Annotated in this window: 23 protein-coding genes; 13 read left to right on the top strand and 10 right to left on the bottom strand. The window is 51.8% G+C overall.

The window, feature by feature from the left end:
* Positions 1 to 27 precede the first annotated feature (27 nt).
* Together hmgA and fahA are read left to right on the top strand one after the other, a co-directional pair.
* Positions 28 to 1335, top strand: coding sequence for a homogentisate 1,2-dioxygenase (gene hmgA / locus EJN92_RS08135; RefSeq protein ID WP_126127359.1), 1308 nt, complete (start codon positions 28 to 30; stop codon positions 1333 to 1335).
* Complete coding sequence (gene fahA, locus EJN92_RS08130) at positions 1336 to 2661, top strand: fumarylacetoacetase (RefSeq protein WP_126127358.1); 1326 nt, start codon at positions 1336 to 1338, stop codon at positions 2659 to 2661.
* A 238-nt stretch (positions 2662 to 2899) separates the two neighbouring features.
* Here the strand turns inward: fahA and EJN92_RS08125 are convergent, their stop codons facing one another.
* The 4 genes from EJN92_RS08125 to EJN92_RS08110 form a co-directional block, all read right to left on the bottom strand.
* Positions 2900 to 3298: a DoxX-like family protein gene (locus EJN92_RS08125; protein ID WP_126127357.1), complete on the bottom strand. Its 399-nt coding sequence runs from the start codon at positions 3296 to 3298 to the stop codon at positions 2900 to 2902.
* Positions 3299 to 3314: 16 nt separating this feature from the next.
* A complete protein-coding gene (locus EJN92_RS08120; RefSeq protein WP_126127356.1) occupies positions 3315 to 3797 on the bottom strand; it encodes a DUF2269 family protein in 483 nt (160 codons plus the stop codon).
* Positions 3794 to 4894 (bottom strand): saccharopine dehydrogenase family protein, encoded by a 1101-nt coding sequence (locus EJN92_RS08115; protein ID WP_126127355.1) that lies wholly within the window; start codon positions 4892 to 4894, stop codon positions 3794 to 3796. The genes EJN92_RS08120 and EJN92_RS08115 overlap by 4 nt, the downstream gene beginning before the upstream one ends.
* 287 nt (positions 4895 to 5181) lie before the next feature.
* Positions 5182 to 6228 (bottom strand): AraC family transcriptional regulator, encoded by a 1047-nt coding sequence (locus EJN92_RS08110; protein ID WP_126127354.1) that lies wholly within the window; start codon positions 6226 to 6228, stop codon positions 5182 to 5184.
* A gap of 161 nt (positions 6229 to 6389) precedes the next feature.
* Between EJN92_RS08110 and EJN92_RS08105 the strand changes: the two genes are divergently transcribed.
* Entirely contained in the window at positions 6390 to 7613 is a 1224-nt protein-coding gene (locus EJN92_RS08105; protein WP_126127353.1) for an alkane 1-monooxygenase, read from the top strand.
* On the top strand, positions 7610 to 7783 hold the full coding sequence (locus EJN92_RS08100; protein ID WP_126127352.1) for a rubredoxin: 174 nt from the start codon (positions 7610 to 7612) through the stop codon (positions 7781 to 7783). Before EJN92_RS08105 ends, EJN92_RS08100 begins: the two co-directional genes overlap by 4 nt.
* 282 nt (positions 7784 to 8065) lie before the next feature.
* On the opposite strand, the gene EJN92_RS08095 is transcribed toward EJN92_RS08100, so the two are convergent.
* The 3 genes from EJN92_RS08095 to EJN92_RS08085 form a co-directional block, all read right to left on the bottom strand.
* Positions 8066 to 10519 carry a putative bifunctional diguanylate cyclase/phosphodiesterase gene (locus EJN92_RS08095; RefSeq protein ID WP_126127351.1) on the bottom strand — a complete coding sequence of 818 codons (2454 nt, stop codon included), beginning with the start codon at positions 10517 to 10519 and terminating at the stop codon, positions 8066 to 8068.
* 87 nt (positions 10520 to 10606) lie between these two features.
* Positions 10607 to 11353, bottom strand: a complete 747-nt coding sequence (locus EJN92_RS08090) for a substrate-binding periplasmic protein (RefSeq protein WP_126127350.1) — start codon at positions 11351 to 11353, stop codon at positions 10607 to 10609.
* Between the two features lie 220 nt (positions 11354 to 11573).
* Positions 11574 to 12023, bottom strand: coding sequence for an MAPEG family protein (locus EJN92_RS08085; RefSeq protein WP_126127349.1), 450 nt, complete (start codon positions 12021 to 12023; stop codon positions 11574 to 11576).
* A 181-nt stretch (positions 12024 to 12204) separates the two neighbouring features.
* On the opposite strand from EJN92_RS08085, the gene EJN92_RS08080 reads away from it, so the two are divergent.
* Positions 12205 to 13041 (top strand): hypothetical protein, encoded by an 837-nt coding sequence (locus EJN92_RS08080; protein WP_126127348.1) that lies wholly within the window; start codon positions 12205 to 12207, stop codon positions 13039 to 13041.
* Here EJN92_RS08080 and EJN92_RS08075 read toward each other — a convergent pair.
* On the bottom strand, positions 13003 to 13338 hold the full coding sequence (locus EJN92_RS08075; RefSeq protein WP_126127347.1) for a hypothetical protein: 336 nt from the start codon (positions 13336 to 13338) through the stop codon (positions 13003 to 13005). The two genes, EJN92_RS08080 and EJN92_RS08075, sit on opposite strands and share 39 nt — an antisense overlap.
* Positions 13339 to 13627: 289 nt before the next feature.
* Here EJN92_RS08075 and EJN92_RS08070 point away from each other — a divergent pair, with 289 nt between their 5' ends.
* From EJN92_RS08070 to EJN92_RS08050, 5 genes are all read left to right on the top strand, one after another.
* Positions 13628 to 15085, top strand: a complete 1458-nt coding sequence (locus EJN92_RS08070) for an aminotransferase-like domain-containing protein (RefSeq protein ID WP_126127346.1) — start codon at positions 13628 to 13630, stop codon at positions 15083 to 15085.
* Between the two features lie 212 nt (positions 15086 to 15297).
* Positions 15298 to 16629, top strand: a complete 1332-nt coding sequence (locus EJN92_RS08065; protein ID WP_126127345.1) for a dicarboxylate/amino acid:cation symporter — start codon at positions 15298 to 15300, stop codon at positions 16627 to 16629.
* Positions 16630 to 16806: 177 nt separating this feature from the next.
* A complete protein-coding gene (paeA, locus tag EJN92_RS08060; RefSeq protein ID WP_126127344.1) occupies positions 16807 to 18123 on the top strand; it encodes a polyamine export protein PaeA in 1317 nt (438 codons plus the stop codon).
* A 58-nt stretch (positions 18124 to 18181) separates the two neighbouring features.
* Positions 18182 to 19459 (top strand): Hsp70 family protein, encoded by a 1278-nt coding sequence (locus EJN92_RS08055; RefSeq protein ID WP_126127343.1) that lies wholly within the window; start codon positions 18182 to 18184, stop codon positions 19457 to 19459.
* Positions 19460 to 19600: 141 nt separating this feature from the next.
* Positions 19601 to 21862 carry a bifunctional diguanylate cyclase/phosphodiesterase gene (locus tag EJN92_RS08050; protein WP_126127342.1) on the top strand — a complete coding sequence of 754 codons (2262 nt, stop codon included), beginning with the start codon at positions 19601 to 19603 and terminating at the stop codon, positions 21860 to 21862.
* Between the two features lie 65 nt (positions 21863 to 21927).
* Here the strand turns inward: EJN92_RS08050 and EJN92_RS08045 are convergent, their stop codons facing one another.
* On the bottom strand, positions 21928 to 22428 hold the full coding sequence (locus tag EJN92_RS08045; protein ID WP_126127341.1) for a Spy/CpxP family protein refolding chaperone: 501 nt from the start codon (positions 22426 to 22428) through the stop codon (positions 21928 to 21930).
* Between the two features lie 262 nt (positions 22429 to 22690).
* Here EJN92_RS08045 and EJN92_RS08040 point away from each other — a divergent pair, with 262 nt between their 5' ends.
* The 3 genes from EJN92_RS08040 to EJN92_RS08030 all read left to right on the top strand — a co-directional run bounded on the left by EJN92_RS08040 (position 22691) and on the right by EJN92_RS08030 (position 25295).
* Complete coding sequence (locus EJN92_RS08040; protein ID WP_126127340.1) at positions 22691 to 23410, top strand: response regulator; 720 nt, start codon at positions 22691 to 22693, stop codon at positions 23408 to 23410.
* Between the two features lie 5 nt (positions 23411 to 23415).
* On the top strand, positions 23416 to 24765 hold the full coding sequence (locus tag EJN92_RS08035) for an ATP-binding protein (protein ID WP_227869760.1): 1350 nt from the start codon (positions 23416 to 23418) through the stop codon (positions 24763 to 24765).
* Positions 24766 to 24833: 68 nt separating this feature from the next.
* Positions 24834 to 25295, top strand: coding sequence for a DUF2721 domain-containing protein (locus EJN92_RS08030; RefSeq protein WP_126129837.1), 462 nt, complete (start codon positions 24834 to 24836; stop codon positions 25293 to 25295).
* A 223-nt stretch (positions 25296 to 25518) separates the two neighbouring features.
* On the opposite strand, the gene EJN92_RS08025 is transcribed toward EJN92_RS08030, so the two are convergent.
* Entirely contained in the window at positions 25519 to 25995 is a 477-nt protein-coding gene (locus EJN92_RS08025; RefSeq protein ID WP_227869759.1) for a GNAT family N-acetyltransferase, read from the bottom strand.
* Positions 25996 to 25997: the final 2 nt, after the last annotated feature.

The raw sequence follows: 25997 nt of genomic DNA, 5'->3' as shown, positions 1-25997 counted from the left end.
GTAAATCACCTTCCAGAGGAATGCAAGATGAGCATCTCAGACACGCTGCGCTACCAAACCGGCTTCTCGAATGAATTCGCCAGCGAGGCCTTACCCGGAGCCTTGCCCAAAAATCAGAACTCGCCACAGCAATGCGCCTACGGCTTGTATGCCGAACAGGTGTCGGGTACGGCGTTTACCGCACCGCGCCATGCCAATCGCCGTTCCTGGCTGTACAGAATACGCCCGGCGGCGATGCATCAGCCCTTTGTGCAAATCGGCAATCGCGGCATGACGAATCAATTTGACGAGCTGCCATCGAGCCCGAATCAATTGCGCTGGGATCCCTTGCCATTGCCGACTGAGCCCGTCGATTTCATAGAATCCTGGCTGACCATGGCCGGTAACGGCTCGGCCGATGCCTTAAGCGGTTGCGCGATTCATCTGTATGCGGCCAATTGCGACATGACGACGCGCTTTTTCTATAACGCCGATGCCGAACTCTTGATCATCCCGCAGCAAGGGCGTTTGCAGATCAAGACCGAGCTTGGCCTGCTGGCGATAGAGCCGCAAGAAATTGCCGTGATCCCGCGCGGCATACGTTTTCAAGTCACGTTGCCCGATGGCGCAGCGCGCGGTTATGTTTGCGAGAATTTTGGCGCCATGCTCAAGCTACCTGATCTGGGCGTGATAGGTTCTAACGGTCTGGCTAATCCGCGTGATTTTCAGATTCCGCATGCTTGGTATGAGGATCTCGAGGGCGATTTTGAACTGATTGCTAAATTTAGCGGTAATCTGTGGCGCGCCAAGATCGGCCATTCACCGCTCGATGTGGTGGCATGGCACGGCAATTTTGCGCCTTATAAATACGATCTGCGTCACTTCAACACCATAGGTTCGATCAGCTATGATCATCCTGATCCATCGATTTTTCTGGTGTTGCAGTCGCCCAGTAATACACCAGGTGTCGATAGCATCGATTTCGTGATCTTCCCGCCGCGCTGGCTGGCTGCCGAAAACACCTTCCGCCCGCCCTGGTTCCACCGCAATATTGCCAGCGAATTCATGGGGCTGATCCATGGCGAGTACGATGCCAAATCCACTGGTTTCCGCCCCGGTGGTGCCAGCCTGCATAATTGCATGAGCGGCCACGGCCCGGATGCGCCTACCTTTGAAAAAGCTAGTCATATCGATACCCGCACACCGCAGAAAGTGGATAACACCATGGCCTTCATGATAGAAAGCTGTAACATCCTCAAACCGACCCGTGCCGCCATGGAGTCGCCGCAATTGCAGGCCGACTATTACCAGTGCTGGCAAGGCATCAAGAAAAATTTTAATCCGGAGCAAAAATAAATGAAGCCACAACTCAATGAAACCCATGATGCAAGCTTGCGCAGCTGGGTCGCCTCCGCCAATACCGGTAACACCGATTTCCCACTACAAAACTTGCCTTACGGCGTGTTTCGTCGTGCTGGCAGCGATGAGCAATTTCGTTTAGGGGTAGCGATCGGTGATCAGATTCTGGATCTGGCGGCAGCCCGTGTCGCGGGGATTTTTTCTGCCTTGGAAAATAAGGAATTCGATAAGGCCATCCTCGGTGACAAACTCAATAGCCTGATGAGTCTGGCACCGGCAGTCTGGTCGCAATTACGCCTCGCGCTGTCACGCGCCTTGCGCCTAGGCGCTAGCGCGCAAGCTGCTTTGCAAAGCTGTCTGCTGGCGCAAAGCGAGGCTGAATATGCCTTACCGGCGCAGATTGGTGATTACACCGATTTCTACACCTCTATCCACCATGCGACCGCGATCGGTAAATTATTGCGCCCGGATAATCCGCTGCTGCCGAATTACAAATGGGTGCCTATCGGCTACCATGGTCGCTCCTCATCGATCGCCGTTTCCGGCCAGGAGTTTCGCCGTCCTTTAGGCCAAACCATGCCGCCTGGCGCTAGCGCACCAGTATTTGGCCCAGCCAAGCGCATGGATTACGAGATGGAAATCGGTATCTTCATCGGCAACGGCAACGCGCTCGGTGACGCTATCCCCATGCAAGAAGCCGAACAACATGTGTTTGGCCTGTGCTTACTCAATGATTGGTCGGCGCGCGATATGCAGGGCTGGGAATATCAACCTCTAGGCCCTTTCCTGGCGAAAAACTTTGCCTCGACCATCTCGCCATGGGTAGTGACGATAGAAGCGCTGGCACCGTATCGCAGCGCCTGGAGCCGCGACGCCGCGGACCCGCAGCCTTTGCCGTATCTGGAGTCTAGCGACTTGCGTGACAGCGGTGCCTTTGATATAGCACTAGAAGTCTTGCTGCAAACCGCCGCCATGCGTTCATCAGGCACCCCACCGCAGCGTCTGTCCTTATCGAACTTCCGCCATTCTTACTGGACGGTGTCGCAACTACTGACGCATCACACTGTGAATGGCTGCAATCTGCGCGCTGGCGATTTGCTCGGTTCTGGCACCCAATCCGGCCCACAACCAGAAGAAGCCGGGTCTCTGATGGAGTTGACACAAGGCGGTAAAAAAACCATCACACTGGCCAACGGTGAGCAACGCCTTTATCTGGAAGACGGCGACAGCATCGTGATGCGCGGCTGGGCCAGTAAAGACGGCGCAGCACGCATAGGTTTTGGTGAAGTGCTCGGTACCTTGTTGCCGGCACGTAGCGAGTAAGAGTGAATGAGCGGAAGTAAGCGCCGCTAAATTATTTTTGAGAAATAACCTGTTAAAAAGGGTCTGAGAGTGTAATTCTCAGACCCTTTTTGTTTTTCGCAGTGAGCAGGCCCGCTGCGCATAGCCCATGCGGCTTTGCGGATAGGCAGGCCGGACAGGCGCATCTGCTATGCCTGAGCGGGCAGGCAGGCTGCAAACCCGCATAGAGTATGCGCCGTGGCGGCATGTGTTCAAAATTTTATGCAGACCGATTTGCTTCCATGATGCTTAAGTAGCCCAGGCAGCAGAGTACCGCGATGTTCTTGCTGATGGGGCCGAAAGGATGGATTAAAAATTCCGGTAAACCTACTGCGATCACCAGACTGTAAGCCAGCACGCAGACGATCTGCGCTTGCCACAATAAGCGAGAGGCACAGGCTGCTGAGGCCAGCCCCATGAGCAAATCAAATAGGCAGGCCGTGGCCAACATGAGCTCCGCAGATTGGCTTATGCCTATACGCTGCAACCATGCCAGGGACAGCGCTTGCGGATAGACAAACCAGGAGACATACGCGGTCCAGCACCAGATTGCGGCCATGCCCAGGCGGCTTAGCCAATACAGGTTGAGCAATTGGCGCTGGAAATTTTTGCCGTTCATATCGCTAAGTGCGTCTTCATAGTGCGGGTTTAAACACCATCAGGTAATACACCAGCATCAGCGCGCAGAAAGCCGGTATCCCTAACCAGAACCAGATCCTAGCTAGCTTGCGATACTCGGCGCTGAGGGGCAGATTGCCTAGATCGGCCACTCTGGCCAAATCGCGCATGCGAATTTGCAGCCACAAGACCGGCAGCCAGCAGGCTCCCGCGAACAGGTAGAGCAGGGTCGCGCAGACTATCCAGCCGCTGAACAAGGGATAACCCCCCAGATAGGCCAGCGCAAAGCCACTCAAGGCTTGCGTGATCACCGCTGGGGTCGTGAAAATCAGATCGGCCAGCACGGTTTTTTCATTCACGATGCGTATCGCCCGCACATCGCCCGTACGGTCAGTTATCCACTTAAAGAAAGCGATGCCTATGCCAGTGCCGAATAAGACAGTGGCGCTGAGGATGTGTAGATACTTGATGCTCAGGTACGGGTTCAAATCCAGGCTCATGCCGGCACCTCGTGCACCTGGTAGGCGCTCAGTGCGGCCAGATAGTCTTCTACCGTGAGTAAGCCCATGCAGGGCATGGCACCGACTGGCAACGCTGCGCCGGCTGCCAGTTTGTGGGCCAGTGCGATCGCCGCACCGCAGGGGATATGCGGGCCATGGTTTTTGTCGGCGATTAAATGCCAGCTAAGTTGCAAGGCTTTGCCGTCCTGATCCAGCCCTTCCATCCTAACAAACATGCCGCCTTTATCGCTGACGTAGCGCTCCAGATGGCCACTGATTGCGTGCAAGGGCGCTACTAGCGGCCCCAGACTTTTGAGCAGCCCGGCTTTTACCAGACAGGCTGCCGCCCAGACGAACAGGTGACCGATAGGGCTGGCAAAACCGGCATGGAAACTGACGCTCTGCACGCCCGCATAACGCAGCGGAAACAACTCTAAATCGGGCACGTCGCAACTACCCAAAAGACGGCGGCCGACAGGTGTCGGGAAGCGATATGCCTGCAGATCGAGCCAGCCGTAAGTCGTTTGCCATCGGCCTGCTTGCCAGCGCGTAAACGCTTTGCCGCAATAACCGAAGACCCCTAGCATGGTGGCCAAGCCAGGCGCGCGCGCTCCCGATCCTATGCCATGCCGGATGAGGTCTAGACGTGAGAAGCGCGGCAGATAGTGATCGACCACCGCTGACGAGAGTGCCGGCAGTGAGCTGGCACCGCTAGTGACCAGCACGCCAGCGGCCCGTGCCGCCTTATCGAGCGCCCCTATGCCAGCCACAAAGGCGCGGCCGTCGGCCAGATCCATGTAGTTGGCACCCGCTGCAATCGCCGCCCTTGCCACCGTGTAATTCTGCCCCTGAAAAGGCCCGGCGGTATGGATCACGGTGTTCAGCTTGAGCGCACTCAGACGCGCCGCCAGATCGGCCCCATTCGCATCGATCGCGACAGCTTGGTTAGAGTTCAAGCCAAGTTGCGTCGCCAGAGCCTGCGCTTTGCTGGCATCGCGCCCGCCTATCAGCAGGTGAATTTGGGGATTTTCTGCCAGCGCCTGACAGATGCGACTACCGAAAAAACCGTAGCCGCCGAGAACGAGAATGGTATGCATAAGCGGACAGTATACCAAGCTGTGCTTTAAATAAGGCACGATGCCAAATTGATTTTGTATAAATAAAAGTTTTTACGATGGTGCTACTTGGTGCTCTTGGCGCGCTAAAACTGCAGGCATTCGGGCGTTCTAAAATTCCCACGGCATGCCCCGCTGCGCATAGCCCATGCGGGTTTGCGGATAGGCAGGCCGGACAGGCGCATGCGCTATGCCTGAGCGGGTAGGGTGGCTGCAGAGGCGCATAGAATATGCGCCGTGGCGGGGGCGCGCAGAATTAGATTGAATGATTAGCCCGCCTGCGTTTTGTTAAATTGATTGCGAAATTCGCTAGGGCTGAGGCCGCACCAGCGCCGGAAGGTACGGCTGAAGTTGGAGTTGTCTTGGTAGCCCAGACGTTCGGCGATGATTTCTATGCTGTCCTGGCTGTGCTGCAGATGCCAGATCGCTTGCTCTTTACGTTTGGCGTCTAGCAGACTTTGATAACTACTGCCTTCCAGTTTGAGCTTGCGCATCAGGGTGCGCGGCGAGACATGCAGTTGTTGCGCGATGGTTGGCAAGTCTGGTAGGGGTGCTTCGCCAGCGGCATGCAGGGCTTGTTTGACGCGTTGCGACAGCGGGCTTTGTAGACCCTCAGTTAAGGCGCGATCACATTCTTTGCGTGCCAGTTCATACGAATTGCTGTCGGCAGTTAGGCAGGGCAGATCGAGTAGTTCTGCTGGAAAATAAAAGCATAGATGGGCGCTGCCGAAACGCACATCTCCTATACCAAAGCGGCGATATTGCCCGGCCCAAGTGGGCGCCGCAAACGGCAGGTCGACCCGCATCGCGGCAAACACATTTCCCACTGCGGTTTCTAATACCCGCATCAGGGTGGCGAAGAGCGCCTCCAGCATAAACTGGCGCACCGCACCTAGTTCGAAACGCTCACTGACTGCTAAGCAGCCAATTGGATGTGATTGATCGCGTTCCTGATAGGTGAAGGCGAAGGTGTCGGCGCGCAGTTGGCCGTAATGGGCGACGGTCTGTAGGAGTTGGCGCAAGCTGCCGCTAGAGATGGCGGCATGTCCGACCGCACCATGCACCGAGACTTGCCCATATGCGCCCAGCTCAAGACCTAGCCAGGGGCAATTGAAACGGCGCTGGGTCGCCAGTATCAGGCGCTCAAAGGTCGCTAAATTGAGTTCGCGTGGATCACTGGCCAACTCGGCCCAGCGCAAACCGGCTTCGGCCAATACCGCGTCGGCATCCACGCCATGCTGACGCAACTGCACATACAGCAGTCTGGCGTAAGCAGGGTGCAAAGTGCAGTTGAGGACGGGCGGCTTGGCTGGCATAGGCTAGGGCTAAAGAAAGTGCAGGTTTGCGTCGTCATTGGACCACGCTCTTCGGGTATTTGGCAGTTTATGACGATTTATTGTCACTTGCAACGGTGTTAATAAAATCCCACAAAGACGACACTGTGTACACAAATAAAAAATATCTGGAGACCTCCACTATGAATCAAACTTTGAAGCCACAGCCCGCTAGTGCTGGCGCTGAACTGAGTAGCACTTACCGCGATCGCAAACGTTATGCCTGGTTGCTGGCCTTACTGGTGCCGCTGGCGGTGGGCTTTGGTCCGTTGCTGATGCTGCTCACCAATGACGTACGCATGTTGTGGATCATGCCTTTTTTCATGTATGTGATCGCGCCTGTGCTCGATTATGTCTTGGGCGAAGACCTGAGCAATCCGCCTGAGAGCGCGGTGCCTATGCTGGATGCCGATGTTTACTACCGCTGGATTACTTTTATATTGGTGCCGGTACTCTGGGCTGGCTTTATCTTCGCGGCCTGGTTTGTGATGCAGCATGCGCTGCCTTGGCATGGGGTGTTGGCAATGATCATCACCGGTGGCATGGTGGGCGGTTTTTGCATTAATCTCGGACATGAAATGGGGCATAAAAACACCAAGTTGGAACGCTGGCTGGCCAAGATCATCCTGGCTCCGAGCGCCTACGGTCACTTCTTCATCGAGCATAATCGTGGCCATCATCGTGACGTCGCGACCCCTGCCGATCCGGCCTCCTCGCGCATGGGCGAAAGTATTTATCGCTTTGTGTTACGCGAAATTCCGGGTGCCTTCAAGCGCGCTTGGGCACTGGAAAAAGATCGCCTGCAGCGTTGTGGTCAGCCGCTGTACTCGCTGCATAACGAGATACTGCAGCCGGCCTTAATTACCCTCACTTTGTGGAGCGCCTTGGCGCTGTGGCTGGGCGTGGCGGTGTTGCCGTTCTTGCTGGCAGTGTCGTGCTGGGCGAATTTTCAGCTGACCTCGGCCAACTATATCGAGCACTATGGTTTGTTGCGTCAAGAGCGCGCGCCAGGGCGTTACGAGATTTGCCAGCCACATCACTCCTGGAATAGTAATCATATTTTTTCCAACTGGGCGCTATTCCATTTGCAACGCCATTCGGATCATCATGCCCATCCTTTGCGGCGCTATCAGTCTTTGCGTCATTTCGAGCAATTACCCCGTCTGCCTAGCGGCTATTTCGGCATGTATCTGCTCAGCTATGTACCACCGCTGTGGTTTTACTTGATGAACCAGCGCTTACTCGAGGTGGTAGGAAATGACGCCAGCCGTATCAATTTTGATCCGCATCGTAAGACGCAATTAATCCAGCGTTACCAGTTGCAGCAAGTCGCAGAAACCCCGGCTGTTGCGGAGCGTGTCGCATGAGCGTGTATCAATGCCCGGAATGCGGCTACCAGTATGACGAGGCCTTGGGCGAGCCGCATGAGGGCTATGCGCCAGGCACACTGTGGGACTCGATCCCAGACAGTTTTTGTTGTCCGAGTTGCGCCGTGCGCGACAAGGCAGATTTTGAAATTGTGCCGGTAGTAAGCTAGTTTTTGTATCTATTCAGCCTGCTACTAAAATTATTAAAAAAACGAAAACCTCTCAAAGGAGACACAGAGACACAGAGAAAAACGGAGAACTGCCTTCTTTCCTCTGTGAATCTCTGTGTCTCTGTGCCTCTGTGTTGAGTGGTTTTGACTTTCTTCATAGCGGGCTGAACAGTAACTAGTTTGTGCGTAAGCAAATGCCAGGTCGGCTAGCGCCCATATTCCATGCGCTTCTCCGGCCTGGCTGGCTGGCAGCCCGCATGGGATATGCGTCTCTGGCCGGGTTCAGTTCTGCTTCAATAAGGCTAAAAAATCCTGTATCGGCAGCGGCTTGCTGAACAGATAGCCCTGATAGTGCACGCAGCCTTTAGCGCTGAGATTTTGCCTTTGTTCTTCGGTCTCTACCCCTTCGGCGATGACATCCAGATTGAGACTGTGCGCCATCGCGATAACGGTGCGCACGATGGCCTTATCGTTGGCATCGGTAGCCAGATCACGCACAAAGGATTGATCGATTTTGATTTGATCCAGAGGCAAACGCTTCAGATATTGTAACGATGAATATCCGGTACCAAAATCATCGAGCGAGAACTGCAAGCCCATAGATTTCAAACGATTCATGGTGGCGATGGTGTCTTCTATATTGTCTAGCAAGAGGCTCTCGGTGAGTTCAAATTTGAGTAACTTGGCGGAGATCTGGTATTTTTCCAGCAGTTCTTGAACTTGCGCCACAAAATTGGCTTGTCGAAATTGTTTGGCGCTGACATTGATCGCCAACACCAGTGGCCGTGTTAGCGGGTTTTGCTGCCACAGCTTAAGCTGGGCGCAGGCGCTTTCCATCACCCAATAGCCTAGTTTCAGTATCAAGCCAGATTCTTCTGCCAAAGGGATAAACTCCCGCGGATACATTAAACCCTTGTGCGGATGGTGCCAGCGTATCAAGGCTTCAGCGCCTAGGGCCTGGTGCGCGCTATTCATCTGTATTTGGTAATACAACTCAAACTGGTTTTGTGCCAGTGCCTGGCGCAACTCTAGTTCCAGTTTGGCGTGCTGCTCTATGGCGTGCTGCATGTGTGGATCGAAGAAGCACAGCGTATTCCTGTGCGCATTTTTTGCCTGATACATCGCGATGTCGGCTTGCTTCATCAATTCTTCTATGGTTTTTTCCTGAGACACAAACAAGCTGGCACCGATGCTGGCGCTGAGTTGATATTGATGGGTATCGAGTTGATACGGCAGACTCAATGCGGCGAGGATTTTTTCACCGATTAATTTGGTCTGGCTGGCAGCCTCGGCTGAATTGCCACTGAGGTTTTCTAGCATCACAATAAATTCATCACCGCCAAAGCGCGAAACGGTGTCGCCTTCGCGTATGCAAGCGCTCAGGCGTTGCGCCACCTGTTGCAGTAACAGGTCGCCCATGTCATGGCCGTGCATATCATTGAGGTCTTTAAATAAATCCAGATCGACCATTAACAAGGCGCCGTGCCGGCTATTGCGTAAGCTCATTGCCAGCGCCTGCTTGAGCCGGTCTAGCAATAAACGTCGATTCGGTAAGCGGGTCAGCGGGTCGTAAAACGCCAAATGTTTGATTTCTTCCGCCGCTGCCATACGTTCGCTAATGTCACGCAAAAAACCGACCGTGCCAAAGACTACGCCTTGATCGTCGATCACGGGTGCCTTGTAAGTTTCGACCCAGGAGGAGTGGCCGTCACGGGTGATTTGTTCTTCTAGGTAGACATTTTTTTTGTTCGCTATGACTTCGCGATCGGCGGCACGGTAGCCTGCTGCCATGGCTGGCGGGACGATGTCGAAATCATTCTTGCCCACTATTTCATCAGCCTTATCTATATCGAACAAGTTTCGGAACGCGACATTGGCTGAAAGGTAGCGGCTTTCGGTATCTTTGAGCCAGACCGCGAACGGGAAGTTATCTAACAAGGCTCGCTGATAGCTCTCTTTGCGCATCAATTGCTGTTGCCCGGCACGCACTTGTTCCAGCGCATCGTGGGCCATGCTTTCGGCCTGGCTGCGCCGCAAAATAATCATTTTTAGCTTGCTCAGGGTGCGGTTGAAGGCGTCGATGACCTGATCAAATTCGCTGCGTTGTATGTAAGACAGTTCCTCAACTTCTTCGGCCTGGTTTGAGGCCAGTCGATTCAATGCATCACGTAAACCGCGTAAAGGGATAAACACCATACGCAGACTAAGTATCAGCATCACCAGCAAAATGAAATCCATGGTCAGCACTTCGATTATGCGTTGCGATAAGGCCAGTCTGAGTTTTTGATCAATTTGCGCGCGCGAAAAATAGATCACGATGTGGGCGGTGCTGATACGTCTTCTTGATTCGTCGATATGCGGCGGCGGATAGATCTGGCTGCGCAGCATTAATGGGCTAGGATTACTCAACTTAGCCGACATTTCCAGCACCCCGCGCGTATCGCGCTTGATACCGGCGATCACATCGTTACGGACCGGATCGAGCAGGTAGATGGCGCTCACCTCGGGAGCACTCAGCACACCTTCGAGCTTGGCTAACATCAGGTCGCGATCCAGTATCCAGACCGGATAAGCTAAATTGGTCTGCAATTGATTCAGTACTTCTTGTTGCTGACGTACGAAACGGCTTTCCAGTTCTCTGGATAACTGGAGTTGGGCGTAAACGCCGAAGGCACTTAAGGTCGCGGTGGTGACCAAAATAAACAAGACGATCAAGCGCAGACGTATGGACTTCATCCTGATGACCCTGTAGCGGTGTATGGGCTTAGTACTCGAAAATTTTTCAAAGACCAGGGGAGCAATTGCCCGGATCTGCCCTGCGTTTTATTTATTGATCATGGCATCAAATAGCAGTCGGAATTTTTTTAATTCCGGATGTAGCTCTTCAAATTTTTTACTAAAACCTACGTGTACGGTTTCTTGTTTGGTTTTCATGACCAGACTGGATTTGTCCTGCATTCTTTCCGGTAAACCGGCCGCTGCCAAATCCTTTAAAGTCATTTGTATCACAGGATCTGGATTGACTACGCAATCGAGCTCTCCTACCAGCATTTTTTTTACCAGATTGGGAAACTCTATGCCCTCAACGATTTTGATTTTCCCCTGTTTGGCAAATTCAAAAAACGCCGCGCCGGGCGCCAGGTAAGACTTTTGATTGCCAAAGCTCATGCCAACAAAATCGCTGGGGAATTGTTTGAACTGGCGATTTTTAATTGCTTCACGATTGCAGTAGACCGCCACTTCTTCCAGATAAATCGGCTTGGAATGGTTCAGGAAAGGGCGTTCATCAGGCCGGTAATAGACCCCGAGTATGCCGGCGCTTTCGCCATGCTCAACTTCAGCGATGGCGCGCCCCCACGGCGCTAATTTAATGCTGACCTCATAGTCAGGCATTTTTTTGAGAATTTTGACGAGGCTGTCTACGTAAGCACCCTTTACTTCACCGTTTTCTAGATATGAAAATGGTTTTTGGCCTTCTTCAGAATATAAAACGATGGGCGTTTTGGCGCCTGCTATCTGGCTGCTCAGTAGTAGTAACAAGCTCCCTAGTAGTCTTGGTATTGTTCGCATCTGCTGCTTTCCTGTACTTTCCTGTGCGTTCTGAGCCAATCGCGCTGGCCTGGCGTGCTGGCAGCGCGTGCCGTTGCAATAGATTTGCTTGATGCAGACCAAGTATTCTCCAATCCTTAAGGACAGACAAGTTCCATTTACTTTATTTTAGGCAGCAGACTGGGGCAAGGAAATTTGGCGGAAGGACGATGTTGTTGTGCGAACACAAAAAAAGCTATTCTCAGCCCTTGATGTTGGCCACTTGCGCGGCAGTCAGTATCCATATCAGCACCAAGACGGCGTTACTTAGGGCGAATGCAGTCAACCTATGCATCACTGCGTTATAACTTAGATGAATAATGCTATGCATTATGCGCAAGGCAACATAGATCCAGGCTAGTGTGAGGATAAGGCTGGAACTTGATGCGGAAATCTGGGTCTCAAGCTGAGTCACATACAGAATCAGGCAGACCACATAGAATAAGACGGGGAGTTCCAGCAAATTCATGTAGTTGCGATTAGGAATGCTGACGTAGGCGGGCACCCTGGACGATTCGCCATATTTGAAATCCTCGCTGACGATCTCGCGCCTTAGCCCGGCGCGAACCCGAAAGTAGGGAATCAACAAGAGCACCAGCGCGGTCCAACACGCTAGAGCAAAAACCGGATAGAGAATCGCAGGATTGTGCATTTTGAATGACTTTATCGATATTTGAGGGACTGCGCACCTTAAGCTAGGCTAGTGCGCTTTTTTTTGCAGTAGAATTCCATTTTTATAATTTAACCGTAATTTGCAAAGCTTTGTTACTTGGCGCTACAGGTGTTTAGGGTATGCTTGCCGACTTGAATTGCTGCAAAATTGATTATCGCACATGAAGTTGTACATCGAACCACCCGAAGACGAACAGATAAGACCGGGCGAAATCCATCTGCATATCCGTTTCCGTCCAGCCAATATGCTGGGGATCTTGCTCGTGGTGTTGATGCATGCTTTGCTACTGTACTACTTGCTACACCTCAAGACACACAAAAAAGAAGGCGATACGGAAAGTCCGCAAAGCCCTATCGTGCTGATGTTTGATGCGCCTAAAGCGGCAACTGCTGCCAGAGCAGAACCAAAAAAAGCACAGAGTAAACCGGTGTTAAGTAAGCCGGTGTCTCAACCTAAGCGCATTACGCCTCTGATCGCTGAGGCCGCTACCCCGCTACCGCCACCTGACAGCACGGCACCGCAAGGCATGGATATGTCTAGCATGCTCAATGCCGCACGCGAACGACGCCGTATGCAGGAAGAAAACGCGGCACAAGAAAATCAACAAGCGCAGCAAGGCAGCCGTGGACTAAGCCCGCAAGAAGTGGCAGAGGCCAATGTCAAGCGCAGCATGCAGCAAGCGAATGGACGTCAAGGTACCAATGGTGTGTTCCAGATCATCAGTAAGAGCACCCGCACTGCGAGTTTTTCCTTCCGAGGCTGGAATCCAGGGAATGCGAATAATAGTTGGCGTCAGGTAATCGAAGTCGATGCTGGCCTGGGTGGCGATGTCGATCTGGCCATCATACGACGCATGATAGAACTGATACGCACTCACTACAAAGGCGACTTCAACTGGGAATCGCAACGCTTGGGCCGCGTGATTAATCTGTCAGCACGGCCACAGGACAGTGCCGAATTAGAGCGCTTTATGATGAAAGAATTTTTTGGCAGTTAAGGGCAGTAGCTTCAGAGAAAAGCGCTTAATTGCAAAAAACACCGCTTGCCAGTTGCGCGGCTCGGGTGCTTCCGCAAGAAATTCAGTATTTTTGCTGGCCTTGATCAGCAGCCAGCCGCTGCGCTGCACCTGATAGCTGGCGCCTTCATACAAAACAGTCTCATGGAAGAAACCGTGCGCGTCGCCCCAGTTTGGCGCCTCACTGAGACTGATGGCGCCCGCAGTTAAATGGATCTTGCTGCCTGCCACTACATAAGCATTCCAAGCCTGTCCTGTGCGTAAAGTCGTGATATGCATGCTGCCCGCCTTGTTTTATGGTTAGGACCTACGCAAAACTGCCCCAGCGTCCTTGTATCCGTCTTGCCGTACTAAAGTACTGTCTTCGACGGCACGCCTAGCTGGAACAATTTTGCTTAAGTCCTAATGGTGAAAGAGTAGCTACAGAATAGCCTTAGCCTGCAAGGCATAACAGACACAGAAAATGACAATCTGCATCGTAGCAGCAGGGTATTTTTAGATCTGTTATTGTCCGATTTAGTCGCAACTGTATCTATTCACGCTGTACCGGCCAGAGGATCATACAAACATGGATACTCAAACACTCTACAAGCGCCTGGCGCAGCATTATTTGCATGCAATTAAAAGTGGCGCTCTGGGGGCAGGAGACCGTATGCCCTCGGTGCGAAAACTGATGGCCTTGCATGAAGTGAGCCTGTCAACCGCCTTGCAACTGTGTCGCCATCTGGAAACTCAGGGCTGGTTAGAGGCGCGCCCGCGTTCTGGCTATTTTGTACGTCATCCTAAGCGCGTACAGTTGGTGCCAGTCGCCGAACCAGCCTCCGGCACGCCTATCGATCCGGCGCAATATGTCGGTATCCATGAGCGCGTTTCGGCCATCATCGCGCAAGGCCAGCGCCCGGTTAAAGTGAACTTGGCACGAGCGACTGGCGCTCCTGATCTGTATCCGGAAACCGAGCTGAGAAATCTGGCAATCCGCATTTTGCGCAATAAACCGAATCTATTGACGAAAGCGATCGCCCCGGGCGGCAACAAGGAGTTGAAAAACGCCTTGGCCAAACGTGCGCTCGACTATGGCATTAGCGCCGCCCCCGATGAGGTGATCGTTACCTATGGCTGTATAGAAGCCCTAAATTTAGCCTTACGCGCAGTCGCGCAAGCCGGTGATGTGATCGCGGTCGAGTCACCGACTTTCTATGGCTTGCTACAAGTCTTGGAAAGTCTGGGGATGAAGGCGCTGGAAATCCCCACTAGCCCGCATACCGGCATTTCTATCGAGGCGCTGGAGCTGGCCATGCAGACCTATGACAACATCAAGGCGGTGGTGGTGGTGCCGCATCTACAAAACCCTCTGGGCAGTATCATGCCAGACGCGCACAAACAAAGGCTAGTGGCCTTATGCGAGCAGCAGCACTTGCCTTTGATCGAAGACGATTCGTATGGAGCGCTGGTCAACGATGATCTGCCGCCGACTGCAGCCAAACATTGGGATACCACAGGCAACGTGATCTACTGCGCCTCTTTGCACAAAATTTTGGCACCGGGCTTGCGGGTAGGCTGGATGCTGGCGGGACGCTGGCATGCCCGCATCAATATGTTGAAGTACGCGCAAACCCGCTACAACGAAGAACTGTCACAATTGGTAGTGGCTGAGTTTCTACAATCGAGTGCTTATGACCGCCATTTGCGGCGCTTACGTGCCACTCTGAGCTTACAACGTGAACGCACAGCCGAGGCCATCGCCGCCTACTTCCCGCCTGGCACCCGTCTTAGTGTGCCCAATGGTGGCGTTTCTATTTGGGTAGAAATGCCGAATCAGCTCTCATCTAAGGAAGTGTTTGAGGCTGCATTGGAGCAAGGCATCCTGGTCTCGCCCGGCTTACTGTATTCCAACTCGAATCGCTTCAATCACTTTTTACGGCTCAATTGCGGTATGCACTTCACGACTGAATTGGACGATGCCTTGCGTAGTCTGGGGAATATTATTCAAAGTTTGGTGCAGCAGCAACGCAGCGCTGCCGCCTGAGTCTGGCGGTTTTTCCCTACGCCAAAAAAACAACACAGGCCTCAATAAATACGCCTTAGGTGTGGAAAGCCACAATAGCGCTACTCCGGAAATTTTTCAATAATGGGACACAGACGGCAATTTGCGTCCTCGTGTTAGACATTATTCAAACCTAGCTTCGTCTTGATGTCTGCAGCACGCCCACCATGACATCAACATAATGGAGACAACGGATGAATAAGCCGCCGCTATATAAATCGCTCTACTTCCAGGTAATTTCCGCCATCCTCATCGGCGTCTTGCTAGGTTACTTTAGCCCTGAAACCGGGGCATCCATGAAGCCGCTGGGTGACGCCTTCATCAAACTGATCAAGATGATGATCGCTCCGATTATTTTCTGCACCGTGGTGGTTGGTATCGCCGGTATGGAAGACATGAAAAAAGTCGGCAAGACCGGCGGCATGGCACTCTTATATTTTGAAGTTGTCAGTACGCTGGCACTGATCATAGGTTTGATCGTGGTCAATGTATGGCAGCCTGGCGCTGGCATGAATATCGACGTCACGACGCTCGATACCAAGGCGGTGGCTGCGTTTGCCGGTCCCAATAAGATGCAAACCACCACCGAATTTTTCATGTCCATCATCCCGAGTACGGTAGTTGATGCCTTTGCCAAGGGCGAAATTTTACAGGTATTGATGTTCTCGGTACTGTTTGGTTTTGCGCTACATCAGTTCGGCGGTCGCGGTACCGTGATCTTTGATTTCATAGAAAAATTTTCACATGTCTTGTTCGTGATAGTCGGCTACATCATGAAAGTAGCGCCTATCGGTGCCTTCGGTGCGATGGCATTCACGATAGGGAAATTCGGTCTCGGCTCCTTGCTCTCCCTGGCGCAATTGATGTTCGCGTTTTACCTGACCTGTTTATTGTTTATCTTTGTGGTACTCGGTAGCATCGCCCGTTTCCACGGCTTTAGTATCTGGAAATTCATCAAATACATCAAAGAAGAATTGCTGATCGTACTTGGCACGTCTTCATCCGAATCGGTGTTGCCGCGCATGATGGCTAAGCTGGAAAATCTGGGTGTGAAGAAATCGGTAGTTGGTCTGGTAATTCCTACCGGTTACTCCTTCAATTTGGATGGCACGTCTATCTATCTGACCATGGCAGCAGTGTTCATTGCGCAAGCCACCAATACCCCGATGACGCTTGCGCAGCAGCTTACTCTTCTGGCCGTCTTGCTACTGACCTCCAAGGGTGCTGCAGGAATTACCGGTAGCGGCTTCATCGTGCTGGCGGCAACCTTATCCGCGGTGGGCGGGGTACCGGTGGCTGGTCTGGCATTGATACTGGGAATAGATCGCTTCATGTCGGAAGCGCGTGCCTTGACCAACTTAATCGGCAATGGTGTCGCCACTATCGTCGTTGGCCAGTGGGGCAAGGATGTGGATATGGAGCGCTTACAGCAATGTCTGAACAACGAAACCATTTCTCAGGCAGAACAGGCAGAACAGCCAGAACTGGTGCTCGATAAGGTCAATCTACATTTAGCGAGCAAGTAAAATTCCCCAACTGTTTAAAAAAAGCGGGCTCTGTAAAGGAGCCCGCTTTTTTATTGTCCTAGACTGCTGACCAGTGCTGTGGATGGCGCAAATTTCGACCAACAGAAATTCTTCTAGCAAAGGCAAAAAATCCAATAGTATATGATGTTCGCCTATCAGACCAGTTCCGGAGTACTCATGGCATTATTCGACCACTTTCTCATCATCGCCTTGCTGGTTGTCATCAGTGCGTTTTTTTCTATGTCTGAGATTTCTCTGGCGGCTGCGCGCAAGGTTAAATTGCAAGTGCTTGAATCCGAGGGCGAATTGCGTGCCGCCAAGGTCTTAGCTTTGCAATTGCAACCCGGACATTTTTTTACCGTGGTGCAAATCGGCGTGAACGGGGTGGCGATATTAGCCGGTATTCTCGGTGAGCAAGCTCTGACGCCGTATTTTTCCAGCGTATTTCATTCGGTATTTGGCAATACCAGTTGGGTAGATACCGCCAGTTTTATGTGTTCGTTCTTATTCGTGACTTCCTTGTTTATCCTGTTTGCCGATCTGATCCCCAAGAAGATGGCGATGATAGCGCCTGAGTCTGTGGCGATGAATGTGGTCGGCCCTATGCTCTGGTGTTTACGTATTTTCAAACCTCTGGTATGGGTATTTAACGGGCTGGCGAATCTTATTTTTCAACTGTTTAATATGTCGACCACGCGCGACGAACAGATCACTTCCGACGACATTTACGCGGTAGTCGATGCCGGTGCCGAAGCCGGGGTATTGCAGGCACGCGAGCATCGCATCATAGGTAATGTGTTTGAACTGGAAAACCGGACGGTGCCGTCTGCCATGACGCAGCGCGACAATATCGTGTATTTCAGCCTGCAAGACAGTGACGTCGTGATACGCCAGAAAATTGCCGAACATCCGCACGCCAAGTTTTTAGTGTGCGACGGCCAGATCGATACCGTGGTTGGCTATGTCGAATCGAAGGACATATTGAAACGTGTCTTGACTAACCAGGCTTTCTCCAAGGTGCAAGAGTTATCCTTACGCACCGCACTGGTGGTGCCAGATTCTTTGACACTATCGGAAGTATTGGAACATTTCAAAGGCACCCGGGAAGATTTTGCCGTGGTGCTCAACGAATACGCGATGGTGGTCGGGGTGATTACGCTCAATGATGTATTAAGTACCCTGATGGGAACCTTGCTCCATCCATTTATGGAAAGCCAGATCGTACAGCGGGATGCCGATTCATGGCTGATCGATGGTGCTACTACGGTAGAAGATGTGTGCCGAGCCTTGGCGATCGATGAACTGCCCGATCAGGAAAATTATGAAACCATTGCCGGCTTCATGATGACCATGTTGAAAAAAATTCCTAAACGCACAGATTGTGTTTATTTTGCCAACTACAAATTTGAAGTGGTCGACATTGACCATTACCGCATCGATCAATTGTTGGTAGTAAGACATAATCCACCTGCTGCGGCTGCGCTTATCGATTGAGTGGGCAAATATCGTCTATAATCTGCGCCCGTTTTAAGATAAGCAGCCAGGAAATTTGATGTCACACGCATGTGGAGTAGATTTTGGAACCTCGAATTCGACGGTAGGCTGGCATAGGCCGGGGCAGTCAGCGCTGCTCACATTAGAACAGGATAAAGTTACTTTGCCATCGGTAGTTTTTTTTAACGCTGATGAAGACGAAGTCAACTATGGCCGTGCGGCACTCACATCCTATCTGGCGGGCTATGAGGGGCGTTTGATGCGCTCTATGAAGAGTTTGCTCGGTACTAGCTTGATCGAAGGTCAGACTGAGGTACAAGGTCGCGCCCTGCCGTTTCGCCAACTCTTGGCGCACTACATTGCCGAATTAAAGCGTAGAGCCGAGCAGTCGGCCGGACAAACTTTCAGTCAGGCGGTATTCGGACGCCCCGTGCATTTTATCGATGATGATAGAAATGCCGATAGGATCGCGCAAAATACCCTGGAAGACATCGCACTGGCGGTGGGTTTTAAAGAGATTTCGTTTCAATACGAACCGATCGCCGCCGCCATCGATTATGAATCAAGAATAGAGCGGGAAGAATTGGTTTTGATTGCCGACATCGGTGGTGGTACTTCGGATTTTTCGCTGGTGCGTTTGTCGCCAGAACGAAGTAAACAAACGGATCGACATAATGATATTTTGGGCAATGGCGGGGTTCACATAGGTGGCACCGATTTTGATAAATATCTGAGTTTGACTCAGATCATGCCCTTGCTGGGTTTGGGCGGGAAACTGGCGAATGGCACAGAAGTGCCTTCCGGGCATTATTTTAATCTTGCCACATGGCATACGATCAATCAGCTGTATAGCCAAAAAGTAACGCGCGAAATGCAAGACATTTACCGCGATGCCAACAACGATGATCTGCGCATACGTCTAGAGAGATTTCTGTTTCTGCTGGATCAACGCGATGGACATTGGTTGGCGATCAAAGCCGAAGAAGCCAAAATTATGCTGTCTGATCAAGATAGCATTAGCCTGAATCTGGATAGATTGCGCAGCAAGACTGGGGCAGCACTAGAGTGTGTGCTCACATTGGAGCAACAAGGTTTTCAAACCGCAATCGCTCATCTGATGGAACAGGTCGCCCTGACCATACAAAAAGTAGTCGATGATGCGGGCGTTAACATGGCCGACATAGACACTGTATTTTTTACCGGTGGTTCTAGCGGAGTACGTGGCTTACGTCAACGCATCGCCGCCATGGTTCCAAACGCGAAAAAAGTAGAAGGCGATTTGTTTGGCAGCATAGGCGCGGGCCTAGGGCTGGATGCGCACCGCCGCTTTGCCTAGCTGGAGCAATTTTTCCTAAGTCCAAATACAGACAGAAAATTTCCTGATACACAACAAAGAGTATGCTATATACTGGAAAAGTATGAGTAAAAACAGTATATAAAAAAGTACTTGCGAGCGTGCTATCTTTTTGGGAAAAACATGTCAAACAATCTATTTGGTCAAGACGATGATGCGCTTTTCATCGAAGAAGATGTCCTCGATCCTGCCCTTAGCCATTTAGCCCAGCGGGTTTGGAAAATTGCGATAGTCGATGATGATGAAGACGTACATCGTGCCACCGAATTTGCCCTGCTCGATGTCAAAATCCTTAATCGTCAACTGGCATTCATTCACACCTATTCGAAAGCCGAAACCCGCGAGCGTTTCGCGCAGGAATCCGAGATTGCGGTAGTCTTGCTCGATGTCGTGATGGAGACTGAACAAGCCGGTTTGGAGTTGGTCAGTTTCATCCGCGATGAATTGAAATGGCGCGATACCCGCATCATCTTGCGTACTGGTCAACCTGGATATGCGCCAGAAGAAGACGCGATCCGCGACTACGATATCAACGACTACAAAACCAAGAACGAACTTACCCGCAAAAAATTGCTGACGGCACTGACTGCCGCAATCCGCTCTTACGATCAAATTCGCACCATCGATGCCAGTCGTCGCGGCCTGCATCAGATCATTGTTTCCAGTGCCTCATTCTCGGTAGAAGACGGCATACATGGCTTCGCTTCCGGTGTGATTACCCAGATCGCAGCGCTATGTGGGGTGCCGCCCGAGGGCCTGTTATGTGCTCAAGGTGATTACCCCGATCAGACCGGCCATAGCACGCGTTTTAGTGTTATCGCTTCGGCCGGTCACTATAGCAAGCTAATGAATTGCCCTATTGATGATATCGAGATCAAAGAGATACGCGAGTCACTCAAGCACGCCTTGACCAATCGAGTCTCCATATTTAACCAAAAAAATATGACACTGTATTTTTCTGGGCAGGGCAATCGGCCGGTCGCTGCGTATATCGATTTGCCGTATGCCTTAAGTGAAATCGATCAACAGTTACTAGAAGTATTTTGTTCGAATTTGGGCGTCTGTCTGGATAATTTGGGCTTGGTCACCCAGCTCAAAAGCCACGCCTATCGCGATCAATTGCTGATGCTGCCGAATCGTTTAAAGTTCATAGAGCAAATCGACGATGCGCTACAAAAACAGTTGGCGCAGCAAATGCTGGTGTTAATCGACATCGATGATTTTGCTGAAATCAATGATGTGCTTGGGCATCACTATGGCGACTTAATGCTCAGAGCAGTGGCGAATCGCTTGCAAGAAAGTCTAGGCGCAGATATTTTTCTGGCGCGAATTTCCGGTGATGTATTTGGCTTACTCGGTGCGCAAGACGCTTTGCAGCCAGACAAATTGCAGGACTTGTTTTCCAGCATGTTTCTGATCGAAGATACCGCCCATAGCGTCTCTATGTCTATGGGCATCGTGGAACTAGACGGCTATGCCAATACCGGCGCTGATGCCTTGAAGGATGCGAGTATTGCACTCAAGCGCACCAAGGGGCATCAGCGTGGCTCGCATACGATCTTTACGCGTGAAATGGGGATAGAAATACGCGAACGGGCGCGCTTAATGCAGCATTTGCACAAGGCCTTTGACGCCGATCGCCTATTTTTGGCGTATCAACCTCAGGTCGATCTGAACAGTCGCCGCCTGATCGGTTTCGAAGCGCTGTTACGCTGGCGCACCGACGAGGGGCTGATGATACCGCCCAATGATTTTATTCCCTTAGCCGAGCACTCTGGCTTGATCATCAGCCTCGGTGCCTGGGTGTTGCGTACTGCTTGCCATGCCATGGTGCTGTTGCAAGAGGCTGGCCTGGCGCCCGATAGAATGGGCGTGAATGTCTCGGTCATACAATTTCGCCAGCCGGACTTCATCCATATTGTAGAAACAGCGCTAAGCGATACCGGCTTGCAGCCGCAGTTTTTGGAATTGGAAATCACAGAATCGGTCACCATGGCAGGGGCCGAAGTGTTTGAAGAGTCGCTCGCCAAATTTAAGCAAATGGGCGTGCAGATCGCGATTGATGACTTTGGTACAGGATTTTCTTCGCTCAGCTATCTCGATAAACTACCGGTAGACAGGCTCAAAATTGACCGCGCTTTTGTCAATCAAATTGATAGCCCGGATGGCCCGCGTATCGCCGAATTGATTACCCAATTGGGTAAAAAACTCGGTCTGCAGCTGATCGCTGAAGGAATAGAAACCGAACACCATTGGCAAGTATTGCGCGATATGGGTTGCCATGAAGGTCAAGGCTTCTTAATTGCCAAGCCCATGATAGAAGCCGACATGATAGGCTGGATCCAAAACTGGAATTCCCAAGCTGCGACTGATTTCAGTATTTAGTTTTAAATCAAAAACGGCTAATTACGGCGCTTTCCGTAATTAGCCTTTTTTAAACTGGCGTCGTACTATTTACTCGCCTTAGCTGGTTCTGCTGGCTGTTTGTGTTGCATGAATTGGTGACGCATATTGCGATGGCTATCATCGAAAATCTTTTGCTGTTCTGGTGTCAGCACCGCATAAAAGCTTTTTAAGGCAGTCAAACGTTCCTGCATCTTGGCCTGATGTTCTTGGCCGCGTTCCAACATTTTTTCCATACGCTCTGGTGTCGTCAACTTGTCCATTTCCTTGCGGTCAGGTGGCGTCGGCATGCTAGTGGGCGTACTCGCCGCGATAAATGTTTTCCAGGCTGGCTCTTGTGCTTCGCTCAGTCTGAGCTTGGCATGCAATTGCGCCAGGTGTTTTTCCATGCCGGCCTTCATTTTTTCATGCATTTTGGCGTGATCCATGCCTTCGCCTCCATGCATAGCGCCCATACCGCTACCGGCATTTTGAGCAAACACGCCGCCTGCGGCAGTAATGGCAACTGCAGTCAAGCCTATGAAAAATTTGTTTTTCAATGATTTCATGATCTTCCTTTATATGGTGGATTGAATCAGGCAATATGCTTGCATTGCTGCATTTGTTTGCCTACTGTGCCTTGCACATGAGCTATATTGCAGCAAACAGCGCGTAGACAAGTGTCATAGATCAATGCTTTGTATCGCAGTGTAACGAGTGAGCAGAATACTGCGGCCGATTGTTTCGCACTGTTTCAAACCAGGCTTACGCTAACATAGCGATACAAAATCAAAGTTTCAATGAGAGTGAGGTGCACCGATAATGAGAAGCATGGATACCCCAAATAAGATACTCATCGTTGACGATGACAGTGAAATACGCAGCCTGCTGGCCGATTACCTAGAGCTCAATGGCTATCTCGCCATGACTGCGGCCGATGGCCTTGCCATGTGGGCCACGCTGAACGAGCATAAATTCGATTTACTGGTGCTCGATTTAAATATGCCTGGCGATGATGGCTTAACGCTATGCCGCAATTTGCGGGCAAAATCGAATATGCCTGTGATTATGCTGACCGCCAGAAGCGAGCCACTAGACCGCATCATCGGCCTGGAAATGGGGGCCGACGATTATTTGGCTAAGCCTTTCGAGCCGCGTGAGCTATTGGCACGCATACGCAGCGTCTTGCGTCGTAGTAATTCATCTTTACATGACGGCAGCGGCGCCGAAGTTCAAAAGCTTAAATTTGCCGACTGGACTTTAGATTTAACCGCGCGCCACCTGATCAGTCCGGATGAAATGGTGGTCGCTTTATCTGGTGCCGAATACCGCTTGCTGAACATTTTTTTAGAGCAGCCCAATCAAGTCTTAAACCGCGATCAGTTACTTAATATCATGCACGGCCGCGATGCCGATCCCTTTGATCGCTCTATCGATATTCAGATCAGCCGCCTGCGTCAAAAATTACGCGAAGATGCGCGCACACCGCAAATCATCAAAACCGTACGCAATGGCGGCTATGTACTGGCAGTCACGGTGACTGCTGAATAAAGTCTATGAACATTTTTAAATCCATGTCGGGGCGGGTGTTCGCCATTTTATTACTCGGTGTAGTCAGTGCCACCTTGCTGACCGGTTGGCTGACCTTTGGTGAGCGGCAAAAAACTATTGCGCAATTTCGCGATTCGCACGCGGTAGAACGGGCCGAGCAATTGGTGTTGGCGGTCGATGCCTTGCCGGCAGAAAATCGGCAAGCCTTTCTGGATACCGCGCCACGCCTGGGTTTGCGCGTCACCACCTTGCCGCAAGTGAGCAGCGACCAAGTTCCGGAGTCGCCCTATGCGGTGGCGCTCAGCGAGCGATTAGGTAAAACCTTCAAGGTCATTTCTTTACCGCAAAAGCTAGAAGATTGCCCGAAGCGGCCGCGCGAGCATAAACAGGTGCATATTCCTTGCGAAGCCCTGGGCATTACCCTACACGATGGCAGCGCTCTAAAATTAATGATTTTACCGCCGCGCAATCCTATGCCGCCTTTACGCAATGATTTTTTTCTGTATTTGCTGCTGTTCTTAAGCATCATCGCGGTGCTGGCTTATCTGGTCTCACGCATGACCATGCGCCCCTTAAACCAATTGGCGCAAGCGGCCACCGATCTGGGGCATGACATCAACCGTCCCGCTTTGCCCGAACGCGGCACCACAGAAATCGTGCAGGCCACCAAGGCTTTCAATGCTATGCAAGCACGGATACGCCAACACATACAGCAGCGCACCCACATGCTGGCGGCGATTACCCATGATCTGCAAACACCGCTGACGCGGCTGCGTTTGCGACTAGAAAAAGTCGGCGATCAAGAGTTGCGTGACAAGCTGATTGGAGATCTGTCAGATATGCAAATGATGGTCAGAGAAGGCCTGGATCTGGCGCGCAGTATGGATAGCCACGAGTCCTTAAAGGCGCTCGATCTCGACTCTTTACTAGACAGTGTTTGCATCGATGCCAGCGACGCTGGCCAGGATGTCAGTCTGAGCGGCAAGTCTGGCGTCACTGTTATGGCCAGACCGCAATCGCTGCGCCGCTGCCTGAATAATCTGATCGACAATGCGGTTAAATACGGCCATCACGCCAGACTCAGTATGGAAACCGTAGAAGCGGCCGGCAATCGGCTCATCCATATTTTGATACGCGATGGCGGCAGCGGTATTCCTGCCGATCAGCAAGGCAAAGTGTTCGAACCTTTTTATCGTATCGAGAGTTCACGCTCGCGCCATACCGGTGGCACCGGTTTGGGCTTGACCATCGCCCAGAACATCGCGCAGCAACATGGTGGCAGCCTGCAGCTGAGTAATCTGCCCGAGGGTGGCTTGCAAGTGCTACTGAGTTTGCCGATAAAACCGGCTTCCTGATGAGGTTTTTCTAACTGGCTGTTAGAATTGAGTATTCGTAGAATTCACGCAGCCAGGAAGCTATTTTGATCACACTACAACTGGGCGACGTCAGCCACATTATTCAACTCGCGATTGCGCCAGTGTTTTTGCTGACCGGCGTCGGTACCACGCTGACGGTACTCACCAATCGGCTGGCGCGCATCATCGATCGCTGCCGGGTACTGGAAGACTTGATACCGGATGATGCCAAACTGCCCCTAAAGCCGGGCTTGTTGCTGGAGCTCGATGAGCTGTACGAACGTACTCATCTGATCAACCGCGCCATCACCCTCAGCACCACCTGTGGCCTGTTGATTTGTCTGGTGATTAGCGCGCTGTTTTTGGCCGACGCCATCGGTCTGGGATTAGATAAAACCATCGCTGCCTTATTTGTCGGCGGCATCCTGGCCCTGGTCGGCAGCTTCATCTATTTCCTGCGCGAGATTTTTGTCGCTACTAAGACCCTCAGTCGGCAAAGAGAGCATGGCAGCCGACGTGCCCGGCAATAAACTGTCTTAGCGCGGACAAATTCAACTTATTTTTTGCTCGGGATTTTTGTTGCCACAAAAAACCTCAGCCAGCAAAGAGAGCATGGCAGCCGACGTGCCCGGCAATAAGCTTAGGACTTACGCAAAACCGCCCCAGCGTCCTTGTCTCCGCCTTGCCGTACCGAAGTACTGTCTTCGGCGCTACGCCTAGCTGGAACAATTTTGCATAAGTCCTAGAGCTGTCTTAGCTCGCCGCAGCCAACTGTTTTTGCATGAACACACTAAATTCATCTTCGGGATAAGTCCCGAATGCCGCGCACACCAGATAACCGGCCTGCGCATACAAACGCTGGGCTTGCGGTTGTAACGTGCCGGTCTCCAACATCATCAGTGCGCAATCAGATTTTTTTGCGGCATTTTCCAAGTGCGCCAAGATGCCTTTTGCAATGCCGCGTCCACGTTGATCAGGCAGCACATACATGCGCTTGAGTTCAGCATAGCTTGCTGTTAATACCAAAGCGCCACATCCTAAGGCCACACCTTGCGCATCACGCGCGACCGCCAAGAGCAACTGATCTTGCGCGACGCTGGCGAGATCGAGCGCATACACGCTGGCCGGTGGGTACAGCGTATGTTGATAGGCGTCCAGTGCGGCGATTAAGGCCATCACATCGGCCTGATCGGTGGATTCAAACGCGATAGAAATTGTGCTATCAGGCATAG

Source organism: Undibacterium parvum (assembly GCF_003955735.1).
In the GTDB taxonomy this organism is placed as follows: Bacteria; Pseudomonadota; Gammaproteobacteria; order Burkholderiales; family Burkholderiaceae_D; genus Undibacterium; species Undibacterium parvum.
The sequence above is the reverse complement of the archived record's forward strand: the minus strand, read 5'-3'. Positions and strand labels throughout refer to the sequence as shown.

Coding starts and splice junctions, on each gene's coding strand:
- hmgA (WP_126127359.1), top strand. CDS start 28: ATGAGCATCTCAGACACGCTGCGCTACCAAACCGGCTTCTCGAATGAA.
- fahA (WP_126127358.1), top strand. CDS start 1,336: ATGAAGCCACAACTCAATGAAACCCATGATGCAAGCTTGCGCAGCTGG.
- EJN92_RS08125 (WP_126127357.1), bottom strand. CDS start 3,298: ATGAACGGCAAAAATTTCCAGCGCCAATTGCTCAACCTGTATTGGCTA.
- EJN92_RS08120 (WP_126127356.1), bottom strand. CDS start 3,797: ATGAGCCTGGATTTGAACCCGTACCTGAGCATCAAGTATCTACACATC.
- EJN92_RS08115 (WP_126127355.1), bottom strand. CDS start 4,894: ATGCATACCATTCTCGTTCTCGGCGGCTACGGTTTTTTCGGTAGTCGC.
- EJN92_RS08110 (WP_126127354.1), bottom strand. CDS start 6,228: ATGCCAGCCAAGCCGCCCGTCCTCAACTGCACTTTGCACCCTGCTTAC.
- EJN92_RS08105 (WP_126127353.1), top strand. CDS start 6,390: ATGAATCAAACTTTGAAGCCACAGCCCGCTAGTGCTGGCGCTGAACTG.
- EJN92_RS08100 (WP_126127352.1), top strand. CDS start 7,610: ATGAGCGTGTATCAATGCCCGGAATGCGGCTACCAGTATGACGAGGCC.
- EJN92_RS08095 (WP_126127351.1), bottom strand. CDS start 10,519: ATGAAGTCCATACGTCTGCGCTTGATCGTCTTGTTTATTTTGGTCACC.
- EJN92_RS08090 (WP_126127350.1), bottom strand. CDS start 11,353: ATGCGAACAATACCAAGACTACTAGGGAGCTTGTTACTACTACTGAGC.
- EJN92_RS08085 (WP_126127349.1), bottom strand. CDS start 12,023: ATGCACAATCCTGCGATTCTCTATCCGGTTTTTGCTCTAGCGTGTTGG.
- EJN92_RS08080 (WP_126127348.1), top strand. CDS start 12,205: ATGAAGTTGTACATCGAACCACCCGAAGACGAACAGATAAGACCGGGC.
- EJN92_RS08075 (WP_126127347.1), bottom strand. CDS start 13,338: ATGCATATCACGACTTTACGCACAGGACAGGCTTGGAATGCTTATGTA.
- EJN92_RS08070 (WP_126127346.1), top strand. CDS start 13,628: ATGGATACTCAAACACTCTACAAGCGCCTGGCGCAGCATTATTTGCAT.
- EJN92_RS08065 (WP_126127345.1), top strand. CDS start 15,298: ATGAATAAGCCGCCGCTATATAAATCGCTCTACTTCCAGGTAATTTCC.
- paeA (WP_126127344.1), top strand. CDS start 16,807: ATGGCATTATTCGACCACTTTCTCATCATCGCCTTGCTGGTTGTCATC.
- EJN92_RS08055 (WP_126127343.1), top strand. CDS start 18,182: ATGTCACACGCATGTGGAGTAGATTTTGGAACCTCGAATTCGACGGTA.
- EJN92_RS08050 (WP_126127342.1), top strand. CDS start 19,601: ATGTCAAACAATCTATTTGGTCAAGACGATGATGCGCTTTTCATCGAA.
- EJN92_RS08045 (WP_126127341.1), bottom strand. CDS start 22,428: ATGAAATCATTGAAAAACAAATTTTTCATAGGCTTGACTGCAGTTGCC.
- EJN92_RS08040 (WP_126127340.1), top strand. CDS start 22,691: ATGGATACCCCAAATAAGATACTCATCGTTGACGATGACAGTGAAATA.
- EJN92_RS08035 (WP_227869760.1), top strand. CDS start 23,416: ATGAACATTTTTAAATCCATGTCGGGGCGGGTGTTCGCCATTTTATTA.
- EJN92_RS08025 (WP_227869759.1), bottom strand. CDS start 25,995: ATGCCTGATAGCACAATTTCTATCGCGTTTGAATCCACCGATCAGGCC.